This is a genomic window from Siccirubricoccus deserti, from assembly GCF_014283215.1.
GTDB lineage: Bacteria > Pseudomonadota > Alphaproteobacteria > Acetobacterales > Acetobacteraceae > Siccirubricoccus > Siccirubricoccus deserti.
The window spans coordinates 17,979-33,837 of record NZ_JACOMF010000018.1 but is presented as its reverse complement, the minus strand read 5'-3'; the positions used below and the strand labels follow the sequence as shown (position 1 = coordinate 33,837).

The 15,859-nt window shown below is 70.2% G+C and carries 11 protein-coding genes; 6 read left to right on the top strand and 5 right to left on the bottom strand.

Annotation, left to right across the window (positions count from 1 at the left end):
- Positions 1–67: 67 nt before the first annotated feature.
- From H7965_RS15505 to H7965_RS15495, 3 genes are all read left to right on the top strand, one after another.
- Positions 68–496 (top strand): cupin domain-containing protein, encoded by a 429-nt coding sequence (locus H7965_RS15505; protein WP_186771497.1) that lies wholly within the window; start codon positions 68–70, stop codon positions 494–496.
- Between the two features lie 74 nt (positions 497–570).
- Positions 571–1,803: an ABC transporter substrate-binding protein gene (locus H7965_RS15500; RefSeq protein ID WP_186771496.1), complete on the top strand. Its 1,233-nt coding sequence runs from the start codon at positions 571–573 to the stop codon at positions 1,801–1,803.
- Between the two features lie 203 nt (positions 1,804–2,006).
- Positions 2,007–3,068, top strand: coding sequence for a TIGR03617 family F420-dependent LLM class oxidoreductase (locus tag H7965_RS15495; RefSeq protein ID WP_186771495.1), 1,062 nt, complete (start codon positions 2,007–2,009; stop codon positions 3,066–3,068).
- Positions 3,069–3,101: 33 nt separating this feature from the next.
- Here H7965_RS15495 and H7965_RS15490 read toward each other — a convergent pair whose 3' ends face one another.
- The 3 genes from H7965_RS15490 to H7965_RS15480 all read right to left on the bottom strand — a co-directional run bounded on the left by H7965_RS15490 (position 3,102) and on the right by H7965_RS15480 (position 7,748).
- Positions 3,102–4,568 (bottom strand): FAD-containing oxidoreductase, encoded by a 1,467-nt coding sequence (locus H7965_RS15490; protein ID WP_186771494.1) that lies wholly within the window; start codon positions 4,566–4,568, stop codon positions 3,102–3,104.
- Positions 4,569–4,606: 38 nt separating this feature from the next.
- Positions 4,607–6,532 carry an AI-2E family transporter gene (locus H7965_RS15485; protein WP_222440633.1) on the bottom strand — a complete coding sequence of 642 codons (1,926 nt, stop codon included), beginning with the start codon at positions 6,530–6,532 and terminating at the stop codon, positions 4,607–4,609.
- 82 nt (positions 6,533–6,614) lie between these two features.
- The gene (locus tag H7965_RS15480; protein ID WP_261394229.1) at positions 6,615–7,748 is read right to left on the bottom strand and encodes a M20 aminoacylase family protein; all 1,134 of its coding nucleotides are present in this window, start codon (positions 7,746–7,748) and stop codon (positions 6,615–6,617) included.
- Between the two features lie 152 nt (positions 7,749–7,900).
- Here H7965_RS15480 and H7965_RS15475 point away from each other — a divergent pair, with 152 nt between their 5' ends.
- The 3 genes from H7965_RS15475 to H7965_RS15465 all read left to right on the top strand — a co-directional run bounded on the left by H7965_RS15475 (position 7,901) and on the right by H7965_RS15465 (position 10,173).
- Positions 7,901–8,836 (top strand): class I SAM-dependent methyltransferase, encoded by a 936-nt coding sequence (locus H7965_RS15475; RefSeq protein ID WP_186771493.1) that lies wholly within the window; start codon positions 7,901–7,903, stop codon positions 8,834–8,836.
- A gap of 61 nt (positions 8,837–8,897) precedes the next feature.
- Entirely contained in the window at positions 8,898–9,392 is a 495-nt protein-coding gene (locus H7965_RS15470) for a MarR family winged helix-turn-helix transcriptional regulator (protein ID WP_222440632.1), read from the top strand.
- A 142-nt stretch (positions 9,393–9,534) separates the two neighbouring features.
- The gene (locus H7965_RS15465) at positions 9,535–10,173 is read left to right on the top strand and encodes a hypothetical protein (RefSeq protein ID WP_186771491.1); all 639 of its coding nucleotides are present in this window, start codon (positions 9,535–9,537) and stop codon (positions 10,171–10,173) included.
- A 58-nt stretch (positions 10,174–10,231) separates the two neighbouring features.
- Here the strand turns inward: H7965_RS15465 and H7965_RS15460 are convergent, their stop codons facing one another.
- Both H7965_RS15460 and H7965_RS15455 read right to left on the bottom strand, forming a co-directional pair.
- Complete coding sequence (locus H7965_RS15460) at positions 10,232–12,565, bottom strand: xanthine dehydrogenase family protein molybdopterin-binding subunit (protein WP_186771490.1); 2,334 nt, start codon at positions 12,563–12,565, stop codon at positions 10,232–10,234.
- A gap of 107 nt (positions 12,566–12,672) precedes the next feature.
- A complete protein-coding gene (locus tag H7965_RS15455) occupies positions 12,673–15,858 on the bottom strand; it encodes an efflux RND transporter permease subunit (protein WP_186771489.1) in 3,186 nt (1,061 codons plus the stop codon).
- Between the last annotated feature and the right edge of the window lies 1 nt (position 15,859).

The following is a 15,859-nucleotide window of genomic DNA, read 5'->3' as shown; positions in this document are numbered from 1 at the left end:
TATCGCTTGCCGTCTGGCCTCCGGGGTGTAGCCTCGGCCTCCGGTGCAGAGACACCCGGAGGGAACCATGGACGGAACCGTTGCCGGCGCATCGCGCCCCGAGATCAAGCTCAGCGTCGTCGCCAAGAAGGATTCGCCGTTGGTGGCCGGCCGGCGCAAATTCTTCCGCTACCGCGACCTCGGCGTCTCCGCCGCCACAGGCGGGAAGCTGCGCGCCCAGGTAATGGAAGCCATCACCGGCATGACCGAGCCGACCGGCTGGCACACCCACCAGTGCGAAGCCCAGTTCGTCTATGTGCTGAAGGGCTGGGTCGACCTGGAATTCGAGGACGGCACCCGCAGCCATTCCGAAGCCGGCGACGCCATCCTCATCCCCGGCGGGATGAAGCACAACGAGATCGCCACCTCGGACGACGTCGAGATCCTCGAACTCTCGATCCCGGGCGACATGGCGACCACGCCCTGCGACCCGCCGGCGGGTCTCGCCAAGGGCTGACGGGCGTTCCCCAAGGGGGCGCCGCGCCGGCGGCCGCGGTGCCGCCGGACAAGAGGCCGCCGGGGGAATGTTTCATGCTTCTGGACCGACGCGCCCTGATGCTGGGCGGCGCCGCCTGGGCCAGCCTTCCCGTGGCCGGCACCGCCCGCGCCCAGGCGGCCAATACCGTCAAGCTCGGGGTCATCACCGACCTCTCCGGGCCCTTCGCCGACCTCGCCGGCCAGGGCGCCATACTGGCGACGCGCCAGGCGGTGAAGGAAGCTGAAAGCCTCGGCTTCCGGGTCGAGGTGCTCTCCGCCGACCACCAGAACCGGCCCGACATCGCCTCCAACATCGCCCGGCAATGGTTCGACCGCGAGGGGGTCGACGCGCTGGTCGATGTGCCGGCGAGCTCCGCCGCGCTGGCCGTCGCCGGCATCGTGAGGGAGAAGAACAAGGTCTATCTCGCCTCCTCCCCCGGTACCGCCGAGCTGCATGGGGCGCAGTGCAACGCCAATACCGTGCAATGGACCTACGACACCTGGATGCTGGCCAATTCCACCGGCGGCGCGCTGGTCAGGGACGGCGGCGACAGCTGGTTCTTCGTCACCGCCGACTACGCCTTCGGCCATTCGATGGAAGCCGAGGCGACCCGCTTCATCACCGCCGCCGGCGGCAAGGTGCTGGGCTCGGCCCGCTACCCCTTCCCGGCGACGACCGATTTCTCCGCCTTCCTGCTCCGCGCCCAGGCCAGCCGGGCGAAGATCATCGCGCTCAACTTCGGCGGCGTCGATCTGGTGACGGCGGTGAAGCAATCCGCCGAATTCGGCCTCGGCCGGCGCGGCAACACCCGGGTCGCGGCGATGATCCTGTTCATCACCGAGGTGCATGCGCTGGGCCTTGCCGCGGCGCAGGGGCTGGTATGCTCGGAGAGCTTCTACTGGGACCTCAACGACCGCAGCCGTGCCTTCAGTGCCCGGCTGAAGGCGAATTTCGGGGTTGCCGCGCCGACCATGGTGCATGCCGGCTGCTACGCCGCGACGCTGCATTACCTGAAGGCGGTGGCCGATATGGGGGTCGCCGCGGCCAAGGCCAGCGGTGCCGCCACCATGGCGCGGATGAAGGCGATGCCGACCGACGACGACACCTTCGGCCCCGGCCGCATCCGCGCGGACGGCCGGAAGATCCACCCGGTCTACCTGTTCCAGGTGAAGGCGCCGGAGGAGAGTCGCGGCCCCTGGGATTACTACAAGCTGCTGCAGACGACGCCGGCCGAGCAGGCCTTCCGGCCAGAGAGCGAGGGCGGCTGTCCGCTGACCCGGGCGTAGAGGGGCGCTGAAGCCGACGAAGTGGCCTTCTCCCCGTCACGCACGAGCTTGGCCCGCGCAGCCGAATCCCGAGTGAAGGCAGCGGGCTGAATGGTCGGATCGACTCCGGCCATGACGGTGTCCGGAGGGCATGGCAGGCTGGGCGAATCGATGGACTGCCACGGCGGCCATCGCCTGTTCATCTCGGGAAGGAAAACGTCCTGATGCGTGTCGGAATCGTCCTGCCGCTCGATGACTGGCGCCGCTGCGGCCCCGCCGCGCAGGCGGCGGAAGCGGCCGGCTTCGACCTCGTGCAGACCAACGAGATCAGGCACGATCCCTTCACCCCGCTGGCCCTGGCCGGGCTGGCGACCACGCGGATCGGCCTCGCCACCTCGGTCGCCATCGCCTTCCCGCGCAGCCCGATGATCGTGGCCAACCATGTCTGGGATTTGCAGCGACACACCGGAGGCCGCTTCGTGCTCGGCCTCGGCACGCAGGTGAGGGCGCATAACGAGCGGCGCTTCAGCGTGCCCTGGGTCGCCCCGGCGGCGCGCATGGCGGAGTACCTGCAGGCGCTGCGCGCCATCTGGCGCTGCTGGGAGACCGGCGAGACGCTGGCCTATGAGGGCCAGCACTACCGGTTCAGCCTGATGAACAAGGAGTTCTCGCCGGGCCCCAACAACCTGCCCTGCCCGCCGGTGACACTGGCCGCGGTGGGGCCGCTGATGCTGCGCAACGCGGCGCGGCTCTGCGACGGGGTGCGGCTGCACAGCTTCGCCACCCGGACCTACCTGGAACAGCAGGTCGAGCCGGTGTTGCAGGCGCAGCTCGCCGAGGTCGGCATGCCACGCGAGGCCTTCGAGGTCAGCGGCGGCGGCTTCGTCGCCACCGGGCCGGACGCCGCTGCGGTGCGCAAGGCGGCCGAGCATATCCGCCACCGCGTCGCCTGGTACGCCTCGACCCCCGCCTACCGCACGGTGCTGGAGCCGCATGGGCTGACGGAACTCGGCGTCAGGCTCTCCGCGATGGCGCGGCGCAGCGCCTTCGACGACATGGCCGCGCTGATCCCGGATGAGGTGCTGCACCTCTTCGCCGCGATCGGCACCTATGACGAGATCGCGGCGCGGATCGAGGAGCGGTTCGGCGGGCTGGTGGACAGCATCACCATCCCCTTTCCCGCCGACGCGGATCCCGCCGCCGTCCGCGCCGTGGTGCAGGCGGTGCAGCGGATCCCCGGCCGGTTCACGGGCTTCCGGACCGAGGTCTTCCAGCGCGCCGCCTAAACCCCGGCCCGGCGCAGCCGGCGATCCGCGCCCTCAGCGTGAGGGCCTGCCGATCCTGCTTTCCGGCGTGTGCGAGGGCGGGTCGCTGGCGGGGAAGCTCTCCTCGATCGTCTCGTCGAGCGCGGTGTCGGCTCGCCGCGACGGCGCCGGCAGGTCGGCCAGCAGGGTCGGCAGCAGCTCGGCGACGGTCGGGTGGATCGGCATCATCCGGCGCAGCACGCCATAGGGTGCGCGGGCGTTCATTAGCCCGATGACGGTATGGATCGCCTCGTCACCGCCGGGGCCGAGGATGGCGGCGCCGAGGATCTCCTCAGTGTCGCCGTCGACGATGATCTTCATCAACCCAGCCGTCTCGCCCTTCTCCCGCGCCCGGGCGACCCGGGTCATCGGGCGCTGCCCGACCAGCACCTTGCGGCTGCTGGCGCGCGCCTCCGCCTCGGTCATGCCGACGCGGCCGAGCGGCGGCTCGGTGAACAGCGCATAGGCCATCACCCGGTCCCGCAGGCTACGCCCGGCGCCGTCCAGCAGGTTGGCGGCGAGAATTTCATAATCGTCATAGGCGGTGTGGGTGAAGGCACCGCGGCCGTTGCAGTCGCCGAGCGCCCAGATGCCCGGCACATTGGTCCGCAGCGCGTCGTCCACGGTGACATAGCCGCGCCGGTCCAGCGCAACGCCGGCGCGGTCGAGGCCGAGATCGTCGGTATTCGGCCGGCGGCCGACCGCGACCAGCAGATGCGTCGCCTCCACCGCGCCGGGCCCGTGCCGCAGCCGGAGGCCGTCCGGCGTCGCGGCGACGGAGAGGTCGCCCGCGCCGACCACGATCTCCACCCCCTCCGCCGCAAGGAAATCGGCGATGGCGGCGGAGATTTCCGGATCCTCCCGTTGCACCAGCCGCGGCCCGGCCTCCACCACCGTGACGCGGGCACCGAAGCGGCGGAACATCTGGGCGAACTCCAGCCCGACATAGCTGCCGCCGAGGACCAGCAGATGCTCCGGCAGGGTGTCGAGGTCGAGGATGCTGCTGCTGGTCAGGTAGGGCACGGCATCGAGCCCGGGGATCGCCGGCACCGCTGGCCGGCCGCCGACATTCAGCATGATCCAGGGCGCGGTGAGCTGTCGTTCCCCCACCACCACCGTGTCGGCCGCGGTGAAGCGGGCATGGCCCTGGATGAGGTCGAGGCCGGCGGTGCCACGCAGCCAAGCCTCCAGCCCTTCGGAGGATTGTGCCACGACCGCATCCTTGCGCGCCTTCACCCGGCGCATGTCGACGCCGACCGGGCCTTGCAGCACCACCCCATAGTCGGCGGCGCGGCGGGCGAGGTGCGCGGCATGGGCGCTGGCGACCATGGTCTTGGTTGGCGTGCAGCCGGTATTGACACAGGTGCCGCCAAAGGCTCCGCGCTCGATCAGCGCGACCCGCTTCCCTGTTTCGGCCAGGCGCACCGCGAGCGCCGGGCCGGCCTGCCCGGTGCCGATGATGATGGCGTCGTAGCGCTGCATCTCCGCCTCTCCCGTGCTGGTGGTCGCACGACCGCCGGTCAGGCTGTCGCGGTTGCCGCCAGCCCGGGTGGCTCTGGCGCCGGGGGTGCTGCCTCGGCGGCGGGTTCGGCGGCGGGCCGTGGCAGGGTACCCGCTGCCTCCACCGCCAGGTCAAGCACCTCCACCATGCAACTGGCGATCGGCAGCGGCGCCTCGGGCGTTCCCTCGCTCCGTAGCGCCCTGGCCAGCGCCCCCTCCGGCTCCCTTGAACATACCAGGGCGATCGCCGGCACGCCGGGCAGCCGGCGCCGGGCCCGCCGCAGCAGGTAGCGCGCGGTCGCGGCGCTGGCCCCGCCGTCGAGCAGGCAAAGGCAAAGCAGTCGCGGCCGGGCGCCCGGGGCCGCCTCGCTGCCCAGCCGCACGCCGAAGCCGCGTCGGGTCAGCACCTGGCCGAGCATCGCCGCCGCCTCGGCATCGAAGGGTCCGCGGCCGGGCAGGCAGAGCACCGCCCCGGCCTCCCGCCACTCCGGCGGCAGTGGCGCCGGCGCCTCGCCAGGCGGTGGCTCCGGGTCGTCCGCCTCCTCCAGATCCTCGGCCAGCATCTCAATGCTGCGCTTCAGCGCGGCGCGGCGGTCGGGCGCCAGAGCGCCATGCACCGCATCCTCCTGCGCCAGCCGCAGCGCCGGCAGCGCCACGGCGTCGAGGTATTCGGCCAGTGGCTGCTCCTTCAGGCAGCGCTCGGCCTGTTCGGTCAGGGCGTCGGCATCGCCGGCCAGGGCACGCTGGTAGAAGGTCTCCTCCGGATCGAGCGCCGGTTGGTCGCCGAGCATGACCTCGAGGAATTCCAGCCGGTCCACATGCCGGCCGAGCACCACCAGGCAAACCGTCAGCGGCACCGCCAGCAGCAGCCCGATCGGGCCCCAGAGCCAGGTCCAGACGGTGGCGGCGGCAATCACCGCGATCGGTGAGAGGCCGGTGGAATGGCCGAAGACCAGCGGCTCGAACACCTGGCCCATCAGGAATTCGCTGACGGCGAACAGCACCGCCACCCAGACCAGCGTGGCCCAGCCCGGGTCCACCGCCAGCGCCAGCAGCAGCGGGCCGGTGACGGTGACGAAGATGCCGATGAAGGGCACGAAGCGCATCAGCCCGGCAATGAAGCCCCAGAGCAGCGGGTTGGGAATGCCGATCGCCCAAAGCGCCGCGGCGATGAACAGGCCGAAGGCGGTGTTCATCCCGGTCTGCGCCAGGAAGAAGCGGGAGAGCCGGTAGGCGGCGTCGTCCATCGCTGCCATGGTCCGGTGCAGGTCGCGCGCGCCGGCCAGGCGGATCAGCCGGTCCCGCAGATCCTCGCGGTAGAGCAGGATGAAGATCACCAGGATGACGACGATGCCGGCGGTCGCCAGCGGCCCCAGCAGCGGCTCGGCGAGGCGTTGCAGCATCTCGAAGGGCGTTGGGTTGGGCGAATGCAGTTCGACCGGCACCGGCCGCCGTTCCGGCACGGCACGGCCGAGCGGCGTCTCGGCCGGCGGCCCGTCGCCGGGCGGAGGCTGCACGGTCTCGGGCGCCGCGGTCTCCCGGCGGCTGAAGTCGGCAACCACGCCGTTCAGCCGGTCGAACAGGCCGCCGACGCTGCGCAGCCCTTCCAGCTTGGCCGCGATCGTCGCCTGGTAGCTCGGCAGGTTGCCGGCCAGGCTGCTGGCCTGGCTGCCCATCAGCGCGCCGATGCCCGACAGCACCGCGAAGGTGCAGATGACGACAATGACCACGGCGGCAGGGCGCGGCACTGCGATGTGCCGCAACGCCCGCACCAGCGGCGCCAGCACGAAGGAGAGCAGCACCGCCAGCACCAGCGGGATCAGCAGGTCGCGGGCGAAATACAGCACCGCCACAACGATGATCGCGCCCTGCAGCATCTGCAGGCCGGAGCCCGGTGCTGCGGCTGCGGTCAGGCCGCGGCGTGGCAAGGGGGAGGGGTCTGACATCAATCGGCCGGTGGCCTCCCGGCCGGGGATCGGCCTTAAGGCTGGAACGCCGTCGACATGCGGAGGTTCACCCACGGGGCGGTCAGCCCCGCGGCAACTCCTTCTCCACCACCGCGGCCAGTATGCCGGCGCCATAGGGGATGGCGGCGTCGTTGAGGTCGTAGCGCGGGTTGTGCACCTCGCAGCCGCCCGCCTCGCCGGTGCCGTTGCCGACCAGGATGTAGGCTCCAGGCCGTTCCGCCAGCATGTAGGAGAAATCCTCCGAGCCCATGGCCGGGATGCGCTGGCGGTCGACATGCGCCTCGCCGACCATGGCGGCGGCGGCATCGGCGATCAGCGCGGTCTGCGCCGCCCCGTTCACAACCGGCACCGTCACCTCGCGGAAGGCCAGCTCCGCCGTCGCGCCGAAGCCGCTGGCGATGCTGGTGGCCAGCGCCCGCATCCGCTCCTCCACCAGCTGCATCGTCCCGGTGCGGAAGGCGCGCACCGTGCCACGCAGCGAGACCCGTTCCGGGATCACGTTGTAGGCGGTGCCTGCGGTGAAGCCGGTCACGCTGACCACCGCGGTGTCGTTCGGCGCCACGTTGCGGGCGACGATGCTCTGGAAGGCCGAGACGACGGCGGCGCCGCAGACCACCGGATTCACCGTGCTCTCCGGCCGGGCGCCATGGCCGCCACGGCCGTGGATGTCGAGGTCGAAGAAGCCGCAGCCGGCCATCATCGCCCCGGCGCGGATGCCGTAATGCCCGACCGCCATGCCTGGCTGGTTGTGCAGCCCGTAGACGGAGTCACAGGGGAAGCGCTCGAACAGCCCGTCGGCGACCATGGCCTGGGCACCGCCCTGGCCCTCCTCGGCCGGCTGGAAGATGAAATGGACGATGCCGTCGAAGTTCTTCGTCTCCGCCAGGTAGCGGGCGGCGCCGAGCAGCATGGTGGTGTGGCCGTCATGGCCGCAGCCATGCATCTTGCCGGGGATGGTGCTGCGGTAGGGAAAGTCGTTCGCCTCCGGCATCTCGAGCGCATCCGTGTCGGCGCGCAGCCCGACCGCCAGGTTGCCGCGGCCGGAGCGCAGCACGCCGACCACGCCGGTGCCGCCGATCCCGCGATGCACCTCGATCCCCCAGGCGGCCAGCCGCTCGGCGACCAGGGCGCTGGTGCGGTGTTCCTCGAAACCGGCTTCGAGATGGGCGTGGAAGTCGCGCCGCCAGGCGGTCAGCTCAGCCTGATAGCGACGGATGTGTTCAATGGGCGTGGCAGAAGGCGTGCGTGGTTTTCCTGCATCGCTCGAGTATCCGATGCATGCGAATGATGGGCAAACACCTGCGCCTTGCGCTATGGCTTCCGCCAGAGGCGAGTCACCCCATGGTCATGACGCACAGGACGGAGGAAGCGGCGCGGCCGCGACGGCTGGTGGAGGCCCCGCCCGGCCTGTCCCGCGGCATGCCAGTGCCCTGGTTTGTGAAGCTCGGCGTCAAGCTTGGGCTGGCGGCGGTCGGCGTGCATGGCGCGCGCGCCCGGCGGTTCGGGCTGGCGCGGCCATCCTATGGCGCCTCCGATCCGGCCAAGCTCATCGGCACGCCGCAGGCTTGGTTCGACCAGGCGACCGAGCTGCTCGGTCATCGCCCGCGCAGCATGCTGGAGGTCGGGCCGGGACGGATGGTGCTGCGGGCGCCGCTGCTGGCCGGGCTGGGCGCCGAGCGGATCTGGTTCGTCGACCCCGCCGACAGCGCCCCGCGCGAGGCCGGGCCCTATCTCGCAGCGGCGGCCACCGGGCGCACCCATGGCGTCATGGCGCCGGATCTCTCGGGCTGCGCCGACCGCGCCGCCATCCTCGCCCGCAGCCAGGCCCGGCTGCTGATCGGCGGGCCGTCGGCGCTGGCTGCCATCCCCGACGGGTCGATCGACTTGGTGGTCAGCGAGGCGGTGCTGGAGCACGTGCGGCGCGAGGACATGGCGCCGCTGATGGCGCAGCTCCGCCGGGTGATGGCGCCGGAGGGCGTCGGGCTGCACACCATCGATTTCCAGGACCATCTCGGCGGCGGGCTGCAGCACCTGCGGTTCAGCGACCGATTCTGGGCGAGCCCGCTGGTCGGCCGGGCCGGGATCTACGTGAATCGGCTGGGACTTTCGGCCATGACCTCCCGCTTCCGCAGGGCCGGCTTCGCGGTGGAGGTGACCGAGGCGGTGATCTGGCCGCGGCGCCCGGCAGGGCCGCGCCGCCCCCACCCGGATGCGATGCGCCCGGCGGCCGACGACCTGGTGGCGCGGGCGACACTGGAGGTCAGGCCGCGCGAGCGCAGCTAGAGCGGATCACTGTCCCAACCGGACTGCGATCCGCTCCAGATTGCCCACGAGGGGCGGGGCAGTGCGCAGGGAGTCGAAACCGGCCGAGGCGGCGGCCTTCGCATTGGACCGGTTCCTGCCCTACCGGCTTTCGGTGGTCACGAAGCGCGCCTCCCGTCTGTTCGCCCGGCGTTATTCCGAGGCCTTCGGCCTGTCCATCCCGGAATGGCCGGTTCTGGCGGGGCTCGGCCGCTTCGGCCGGCTCCCGGGCAGCGAGATCGCCGAGCGGACGGCGATGGGCAAGGTGAAGGTGAGCCGCGCCGTGCGGCAATTGCACGACCGTGGCCTGCTGGCGCGGGAGGAGGATGCCGCCGACCGCCGGGTGCATCGGCTGGTGATGACGCCGGAGGGGCGGCAGGTCCATGCCGGCATCGTGCCCCTGGCACGCGGGCTGGAGGCGGAGCTTCTGGTCGGGCTGGCCGCGGCGGATCTGGTGGCGCTGCAGGCTCTGCTCGACCAGTTGGACCGACGGTTGAGCGAGATGGGGGCCGAGGCGGCCGCGGATGGGCTAGATTGAGCCAGGCCAGCGCCGGCCGCTGCAGCCCGGGCTGCAGTCTTGTCCGGAAGCCCTTGATTCCAGAGCAGTTGTTTCGCGTAGGCCGTTTTCGGTTCGTGTGGATTGCTCTAGGCTGCAACCACAAGTTCTTCGGGAGGTCCGCATGCTTCGTCGCGCGCTGTTCGCCGCGCTGCTCGCCGTCTCGGCCGTGGGCCCGGCCATGGCGCAGTCCAACGACCCATCTTTCCGAATTATCAACAATTCGCCGAATGTGGTGAACGAGGTCTATGCCTCGCCCTCCACCGAGCAGAATTGGGGGCAGGATCGGCTGGGCAGCGACGTCATCGCCCCGGGCGGCAGCTACATCGTTCGGCTGCCGGCAGATGGTCAATGCGTCTACGACATCCGCATCGTTTACCAGGGCAACACCGCCGAGGAGCGGCGCAGCCTCAACACCTGCAACCTGGTGGACGTGGTGCTTGGCGGGGTTGGCGGCACGGCCCCGCCGCGGCAGCGCAGCCAGCCGCCGCAGGCGCAGGGCGGCCAGCAGGGCAATCCGTCGTTCAACCTGGTGAACCAGAGTGGGCAGGTGATCGAGCAATTCTACGCCTCGCCCAGCTCCGAGAACTCCTGGGGTCCGGACCGGCTGGGCGATGAGGTGGTGCAGCCCGGCGCACGCTTCGCGGTGCGGCTGCCGGCCGGGGAGTGCACCTATGATTTGCGCTGGGTGCTGCAGGGCGGCCAAGCGCAAGAGCGCCGGAGGCTGAACCTCTGCGAGACGGTGGATTACGCCGTGCGGTAGCGTGCGGTCGGATATTTCGAGCCGAAGCGGGGGGCCTTGAGCGGCCCCCCGTCCTGTCTCAGGCCGCCTTCGCCTGGGCGATCGCCTTCCACACGCTCTCCGGCGTCGCCGGCATGTCCAGGTGGTTCACCCCGACCTGCGACAGCGCATCCACCAGCGCATTCATCAGCGCCGGCGGCGAGCCCACCGCCCCTGCCTCGCCGGCGCCCTTGACGCCGAGCGGGTTGGTCTCGCAGGGCACCGAGATGAAATCCACCTCGATATCCGGCAGATCCTCGGCGCGCGGCAGGGCGTAGTCCATGAAGCTGGCCGAGAGCAGCTGGCCGCTCTCCGGGTCGTAGGCGGTGCGTTCATGCACCGCCTGGCCGATGCCCTGCGCCACGCCGCCATGCACCTGGCCGCGCACGATCATCGGGTTGATCGCATGGCCGACATCGTCGACGACGATGTAGCGCGGCACCGTGATCAGCCCGGTGTCGAGCTCGACCTCCACCTCGGCGATGTGGCAGCCGTTCGGGAAGGTGTGCGACTTGATGTCCGCCACCTCGGCGGCATCGAGCAAGGTCGCCGGCTCGCCCTTCGCCGCCCGCTCCCGCTGGATGCGGGCGAGGTCGAGGATGTTGACGCCGCGGTCGGTGCCGACCACGCTGAACTTGCCGGCCGCCGGGGTGAATTCGATGTCGGCGACCGCGGCCTCCAGATGCTCCGAAGCCGCCTGCTTGCCCTTCTCGATCACCGTGGCGGTGGTCAGCAGGATCGCCTGGCCCTCGGAATAGAGGCTGCGGGCGCCGCCGGTGCCGCCGCCGGTCGGGATCTCGTCGGAATCGCCCTGGATGATGCGGATCCGCTCGATCGGGATGCCCAGCTCGTGGCTGGTCAGCATGGCATAGGCGGTCTCGTGCCCTTGCCCGGTGCTCTGGGTCCCGACCAGCACCTCGGCGAAGCCGTCCGCGGCGAAGCGCACCTCGGCGCGTTCGGTCGGGCCGCCACCGGTGGCTTCCAGATAGTAGGCGAGGCCGATGCCGCGCTGCCGGCCGCGTGCGGCGGCGGCGGCGCGACGGGCCGGAAAGCCGGCCCAGTCGGCCTTCTTCAGCGCCGCATCCAGCACGGTGGCGAAATCGCCGCTGTCGTAGCGCTGGCCCATGGCCGAGACGTAGGGCATGGCGCCCTGGCCGACCATGTTCCGCTTGCGGATCTCGACACGGTCGATGCCCAGCTCGCGTGCCGCGGCGTCGATCAGCCGCTCGACCACGTAGTTGCTCTCCGGCCGGCCGGCGCCGCGATAGGCGTCCACCGGCACGGTGTTGGTCAGCACGCCGATGACGTTGGCGTGGATTGCCTGGAAATCATAGACGCTGGCCAGCACCTTGGTGCCCGCCATGGTCGGGATCATCGGCGCGAAGGTGTTGAGATAGGCGCCCATGTTGGCGTAGTTCCGGGTGCGGAGCGCCAGGAATTTGCCGTCCTTGTCGAGCGCCAGCTCGCCTTCGGTGATGTTGTCGCGGCCATGGGTGTCGGACTGGAAGGCCTCGGTCCGCTCGCTGGTCCATTTCACCGGGCGCTGCAGAGTGCGGGCGGCCATGCAGACCAGGGCGTATTCGGCGTAGAGGTAGAGCTTCATGCCGAAGCCGCCGCCGACATCCGGCGTCACCACACGGAATTTTTCGGGAGGCAGGTGGAAGACGCTGCCGGCCAGCAGCTCCTTCACCAGCCAGGAGCCCTGGGTGCCGCAGGTCAGGGTGAATTTCTCCTGCGCCGCGTCGTATTCGGCGGTGGCGGCGCGCACTTCCATGCTGGCGACGACAACGCGGTTGTTCACCACCGTCAACTTCGTCACATGCGCCGCCTGCTGCATCAGCGCTTCGACCTTGGCCTTGTCGCCAGTCTCCCAGTCGAAGGCGATGTTGTTCGGGATACCGTCCCAGACCTGCGCCGCGCCGGGCTTATGGGCCGTCGCGAGGTCGGTGGCGGAGGGCAGCTCCTCGTAGTCGACGAACACCGCCTCGGCGCCGTCCTTCGCCGCCTGGGCGGTCTCGGCGACGACGAAGGCCACCGGGTCGCCGACATGCCGCACCCGGTCGGTCGCCAGGGCGCCGCGCGGGGTGCTGGACCGGGCGGTGCCGTCGCTGTTCTTCAGCGGAATGACGCAGGGAATCTCGCCGAGCCCCTGGTCCGCCCAATCCTTGGCGGTGAAGACCGCCAGCACGCCGGGCACCGCCAGCGCCGGTGCGGTGTCGATCGAGAGGATCTTCGCCGCGGCATGCGGGCTGCGCAGCACCACGCCATGGGTGGCGCCCGGCGGGGCGATGTCGTCGGTGTAGCGGCCGTCGCCCTTCAGCAGGCGTGGATCCTCGATGCGGCGCAGCGGCTGGCTCAGCCCGAATTTCGCCATGGCGACCTCCCGTCCGTGATTCCGTGCCCCATCATCTGCGGATCATGGGGGCGACGGGAAGGGGGAAGGTGGGAATTCCTCCCCCGTTCCACGGCCAAGCCGGTCCCTCAGTGCCGCGGGCGGTCCGGCGCCGGGCGCGGGCTCTCACCCGGGCCGATGGCGGCGGGCTCCAGCGGCGGCACCCCGAACCAGCCCTTCACCTTCTCCCGCAGCGTCTGGAACACGACGTAGAGCATCGGGATCATGAAGATACCGAACAGCGAGGCCGCCAGCATGCCGCCGAACACCGGGGTGCCGACCGCGCGGCGGGACAGCATCGCCGCGCCCGTCGCCGTGACCAGCGGCAGCAGGCCGAGGCAGAAGGCGATGGAGGTCATCATCACCGCGCGGAACCGGAGGCGGGAGCCTTCGATCGCCGCGTCGCGGATCGACATGCCGCGCTCCCGCGCCTCCTTGGCGAATTCGATGATCAGGATGCCGTTCTTCGCCGCCAGCGCGATCAGCACCACCAGCCCGATCTGCGCATAGACGTCGAGGCTGAGCCCGGCGATCTGGATGGCAAGGAAGGAGCCGAGCCCGCCGACCACGACGGAGAGCAGCACCGGCACCGGGATGGTCCAGCTCTCGTACAGAGCAACGAGGAAGAGGTAGGCGAACAGCACCGCCAGGGCGACGACGTAGATCGTCTGCCCCGCCGCCAGCTTCTCCTGATAGGCCGTGCCGGTCCACTCGAAGCCGTAGCCGGCCGGCAGCACGCGACCGGAAAGCTCCTCCATCGCCGCCAGCGCGTCGCCGGAGGAGACGCCGGCCCGGGGCGAGCCGCTGATCGAGACCGCGCGATAGTTGTTGTAGCGGCTGATGGTCTGCGGCCCGACGACGATCCGCACATCGGCGAAGGCGCGCAACGGCACCATGTCGCCGCGGGTGTTGCGTACCCGGATGCGCCAGATGTCGTCGATGTCGTCGCGGTCCTGGCCCTCGGCCTGGATGTTCACCTGCCAGGTGCGGCCGAACAGGTTGAGGTCGTTGACATAGAAGCCGCCGAGCGAGGCCTGCAACGCCGAGAAGATCGCGCTCACCGGCACGCCGAGCGCCTGGGCCTTGTCCCGGTCCACGTCGAGGTACAGCGAGGGCGTAGCGGCGGAGAAGGTGGAGAACACCTGCTGCAGCCGCGGATCCTGGTTGGCGGCGACGACCAGGCCGAGCATGGCGCTGCCGAGTTCCGCCGGGTCGCGCCCCGAGAGGTCCTGCAACTGGTACTCGAAGCCGCCGCCGGTGCCGAGGCCGATGATCGGCGGCAGGTTGAAGGCCACCACCGTCGCGGTGCGCACCGCGGCGCCGGCGCCGAACACCCGGCCGATGGAGGCGAAGACCGAGTCCTCCGCCTTGGTGCGGTCCTCGAAGGGCCTCAGCCGCGCAACGATGAAGGCGGAGTTGGACTGCGCGCCCTGGTCGATCAGGCTGAAGCCGACGATGGACAGCACGTTCTCGACCGCCGGGATGTCCTTCAGAATGCCCTCCACCTGCTCCACCGCGGCGCGGGTGCGGGAGAGCGAGGCGGCCTGCGGCAGGGAGACCTGGACGAAGAATGTCCCCTGGTCCTCCTGCGGCAGGAAGCCCTGCGGGGTCTTCGAGCCGATGGCGAAGATGGCGAAGGCCAGCCCTACGGTGATGGCCAGCGACAGGACCGAGACCCGCACCAGCCGCCGCACCACCGCGGCATAGCCGTCGCGCACCTTGTCGATGCCGCGGAGGACGTATTTGATCGGTCCGCGCTTCGGCCCGGTATGCCTGAGGAACAGCACGCAGAGCGCCGGCGAGAGGGTCAGCGCGTTGATCGCCGAGATCACCATCGCCGCCGAGATGGTCACCGCGAACTGCCGGAACAGCACGCCCGACAGGCCGGGGATGAAGGCGATCGGCACGAAGACCGAGAGCAGCACCAGCGTGATCGCGATGATCGGCGCGGTGATCTCGGCCATCGCCTGCTTCACCGCCCGGTTGGGCGTCCAGTCAGGGTGCTCCTCCATCACCCGCTCGACGTTCTCGACGACCACGATGGCGTCGTCGACGACGATGCCGATGGCCAGCACCATGCCGAGCAGGGAGATGGTGTTGGCGCTGTAGCCGATGGCCAGCAGGATGGCGAAGGAGCCGATGAGGCTGACCGGGACCGCGATGGTCGGGATCAGCGTGGCGCGGATCGAGCCGAGGAACAGGTAGACGACGATGACGACGAGGACGAAGGCCTCGAGCAGCGTCGTGATCACCTCCCCGATGGTGTCGACCACGAAGGTGGAGCTGTCGTACAGCACCTGCGCCCGCATTCCTTCCGGGAAGCGGGTGCCGAGCTCGTCCAGCGTCTTCTGCATGGCGTTGGAGACCGACACCGCATTGGCGCCGGGCGAGAGGTAGACGCCCATGGTGATGGCCGGCTGGCCGTTCAGCCGGCTCTGGGTATCCATGCTCTGGGCGCCGAGCTCGACGCGCGCCACGTCGCGCACCCGCAGCACCGAGCCATCGGCGTTGGCGCGGATGATGATGTTGCCGAATTGATCCGGCGTGACCAGCCGCCCCATGGTCTGGATGTTCATCTGGAACTGCTGGGTGTCGGGGATCGGCTGGGCGCCGATGCGGCCGACCGCGGCCTGGATGTTCTGGCTCTGGATCGCCGAGACGATGTCCTGCGGCGTCAGGTTCAGGCTGGTCAGCCGGTCGGTCTCGAACCAGACTCGCATCGAGTAGTTCATCGCGCCGAACAGGTTCACCTGGCCGACGCCGGGGACGCGCGCCATGCGGTCGATCATGTTGATCGTCGCGTAATTCGACAGGAACAGCGGCGTGTGCTCGGCGCTGTTCGAGGTCAGCGCGATGAACTGCAATACCGCGGAGGATTGCTTGCGGACGATAAGGCCGGACCGCTGCACCTCCTGCGGCAGCCGCGCCAGGTTGGCCTGGATGCGGTTGTTGACGTTGACGGTGTTGATATCGGGGTTGGAGCCGAGGGCGAAGCTGACGCTCAGCGAATAGGTGCCGTCATTGGCGCTGTTCGAGCGCATGTAGATCATGTTCTCGACGCCGTTGACGGCGCTTTCGATGATCTGCCCGACGGTCGCCTCCACCACCGCCGCCGAGGCGCCGGGGTAGGTTGCGTTCACCGAAACCTGCGGCGGCACGATGTCCGGGAACTGCGCAACAGGAATGCGCAGCAGCGCCAGCGCGCCGGCCAGGGTGGTCACGATGGCGATGACGATCGCCAGCCGTGGCCGGTCGACGAAGACTGCCGAGATCATG

Excerpts from the sequence above, each read along its gene's own strand:
- H7965_RS15505 (WP_186771497.1), top strand. The coding sequence starts at position 68 with ATGGACGGAACCGTTGCCGGCGCATCGCGCCCCGAGATCAAGCTCAGC.
- H7965_RS15500 (WP_186771496.1), top strand. The coding sequence starts at position 571 with ATGCTTCTGGACCGACGCGCCCTGATGCTGGGCGGCGCCGCCTGGGCC.
- H7965_RS15495 (WP_186771495.1), top strand. The coding sequence starts at position 2,007 with ATGCGTGTCGGAATCGTCCTGCCGCTCGATGACTGGCGCCGCTGCGGC.
- H7965_RS15490 (WP_186771494.1), bottom strand. The coding sequence starts at position 4,568 with ATGCAGCGCTACGACGCCATCATCATCGGCACCGGGCAGGCCGGCCCG.
- H7965_RS15485 (WP_222440633.1), bottom strand. The coding sequence starts at position 6,532 with ATGTCAGACCCCTCCCCCTTGCCACGCCGCGGCCTGACCGCAGCCGCA.
- H7965_RS15475 (WP_186771493.1), top strand. The coding sequence starts at position 7,901 with ATGACGCACAGGACGGAGGAAGCGGCGCGGCCGCGACGGCTGGTGGAG.
- H7965_RS15465 (WP_186771491.1), top strand. The coding sequence starts at position 9,535 with ATGCTTCGTCGCGCGCTGTTCGCCGCGCTGCTCGCCGTCTCGGCCGTG.
- H7965_RS15460 (WP_186771490.1), bottom strand. The coding sequence starts at position 12,565 with ATGGCGAAATTCGGGCTGAGCCAGCCGCTGCGCCGCATCGAGGATCCA.
- H7965_RS15455 (WP_186771489.1), bottom strand. The coding sequence starts at position 15,858 with ATGATCTCGGCAGTCTTCGTCGACCGGCCACGGCTGGCGATCGTCATC.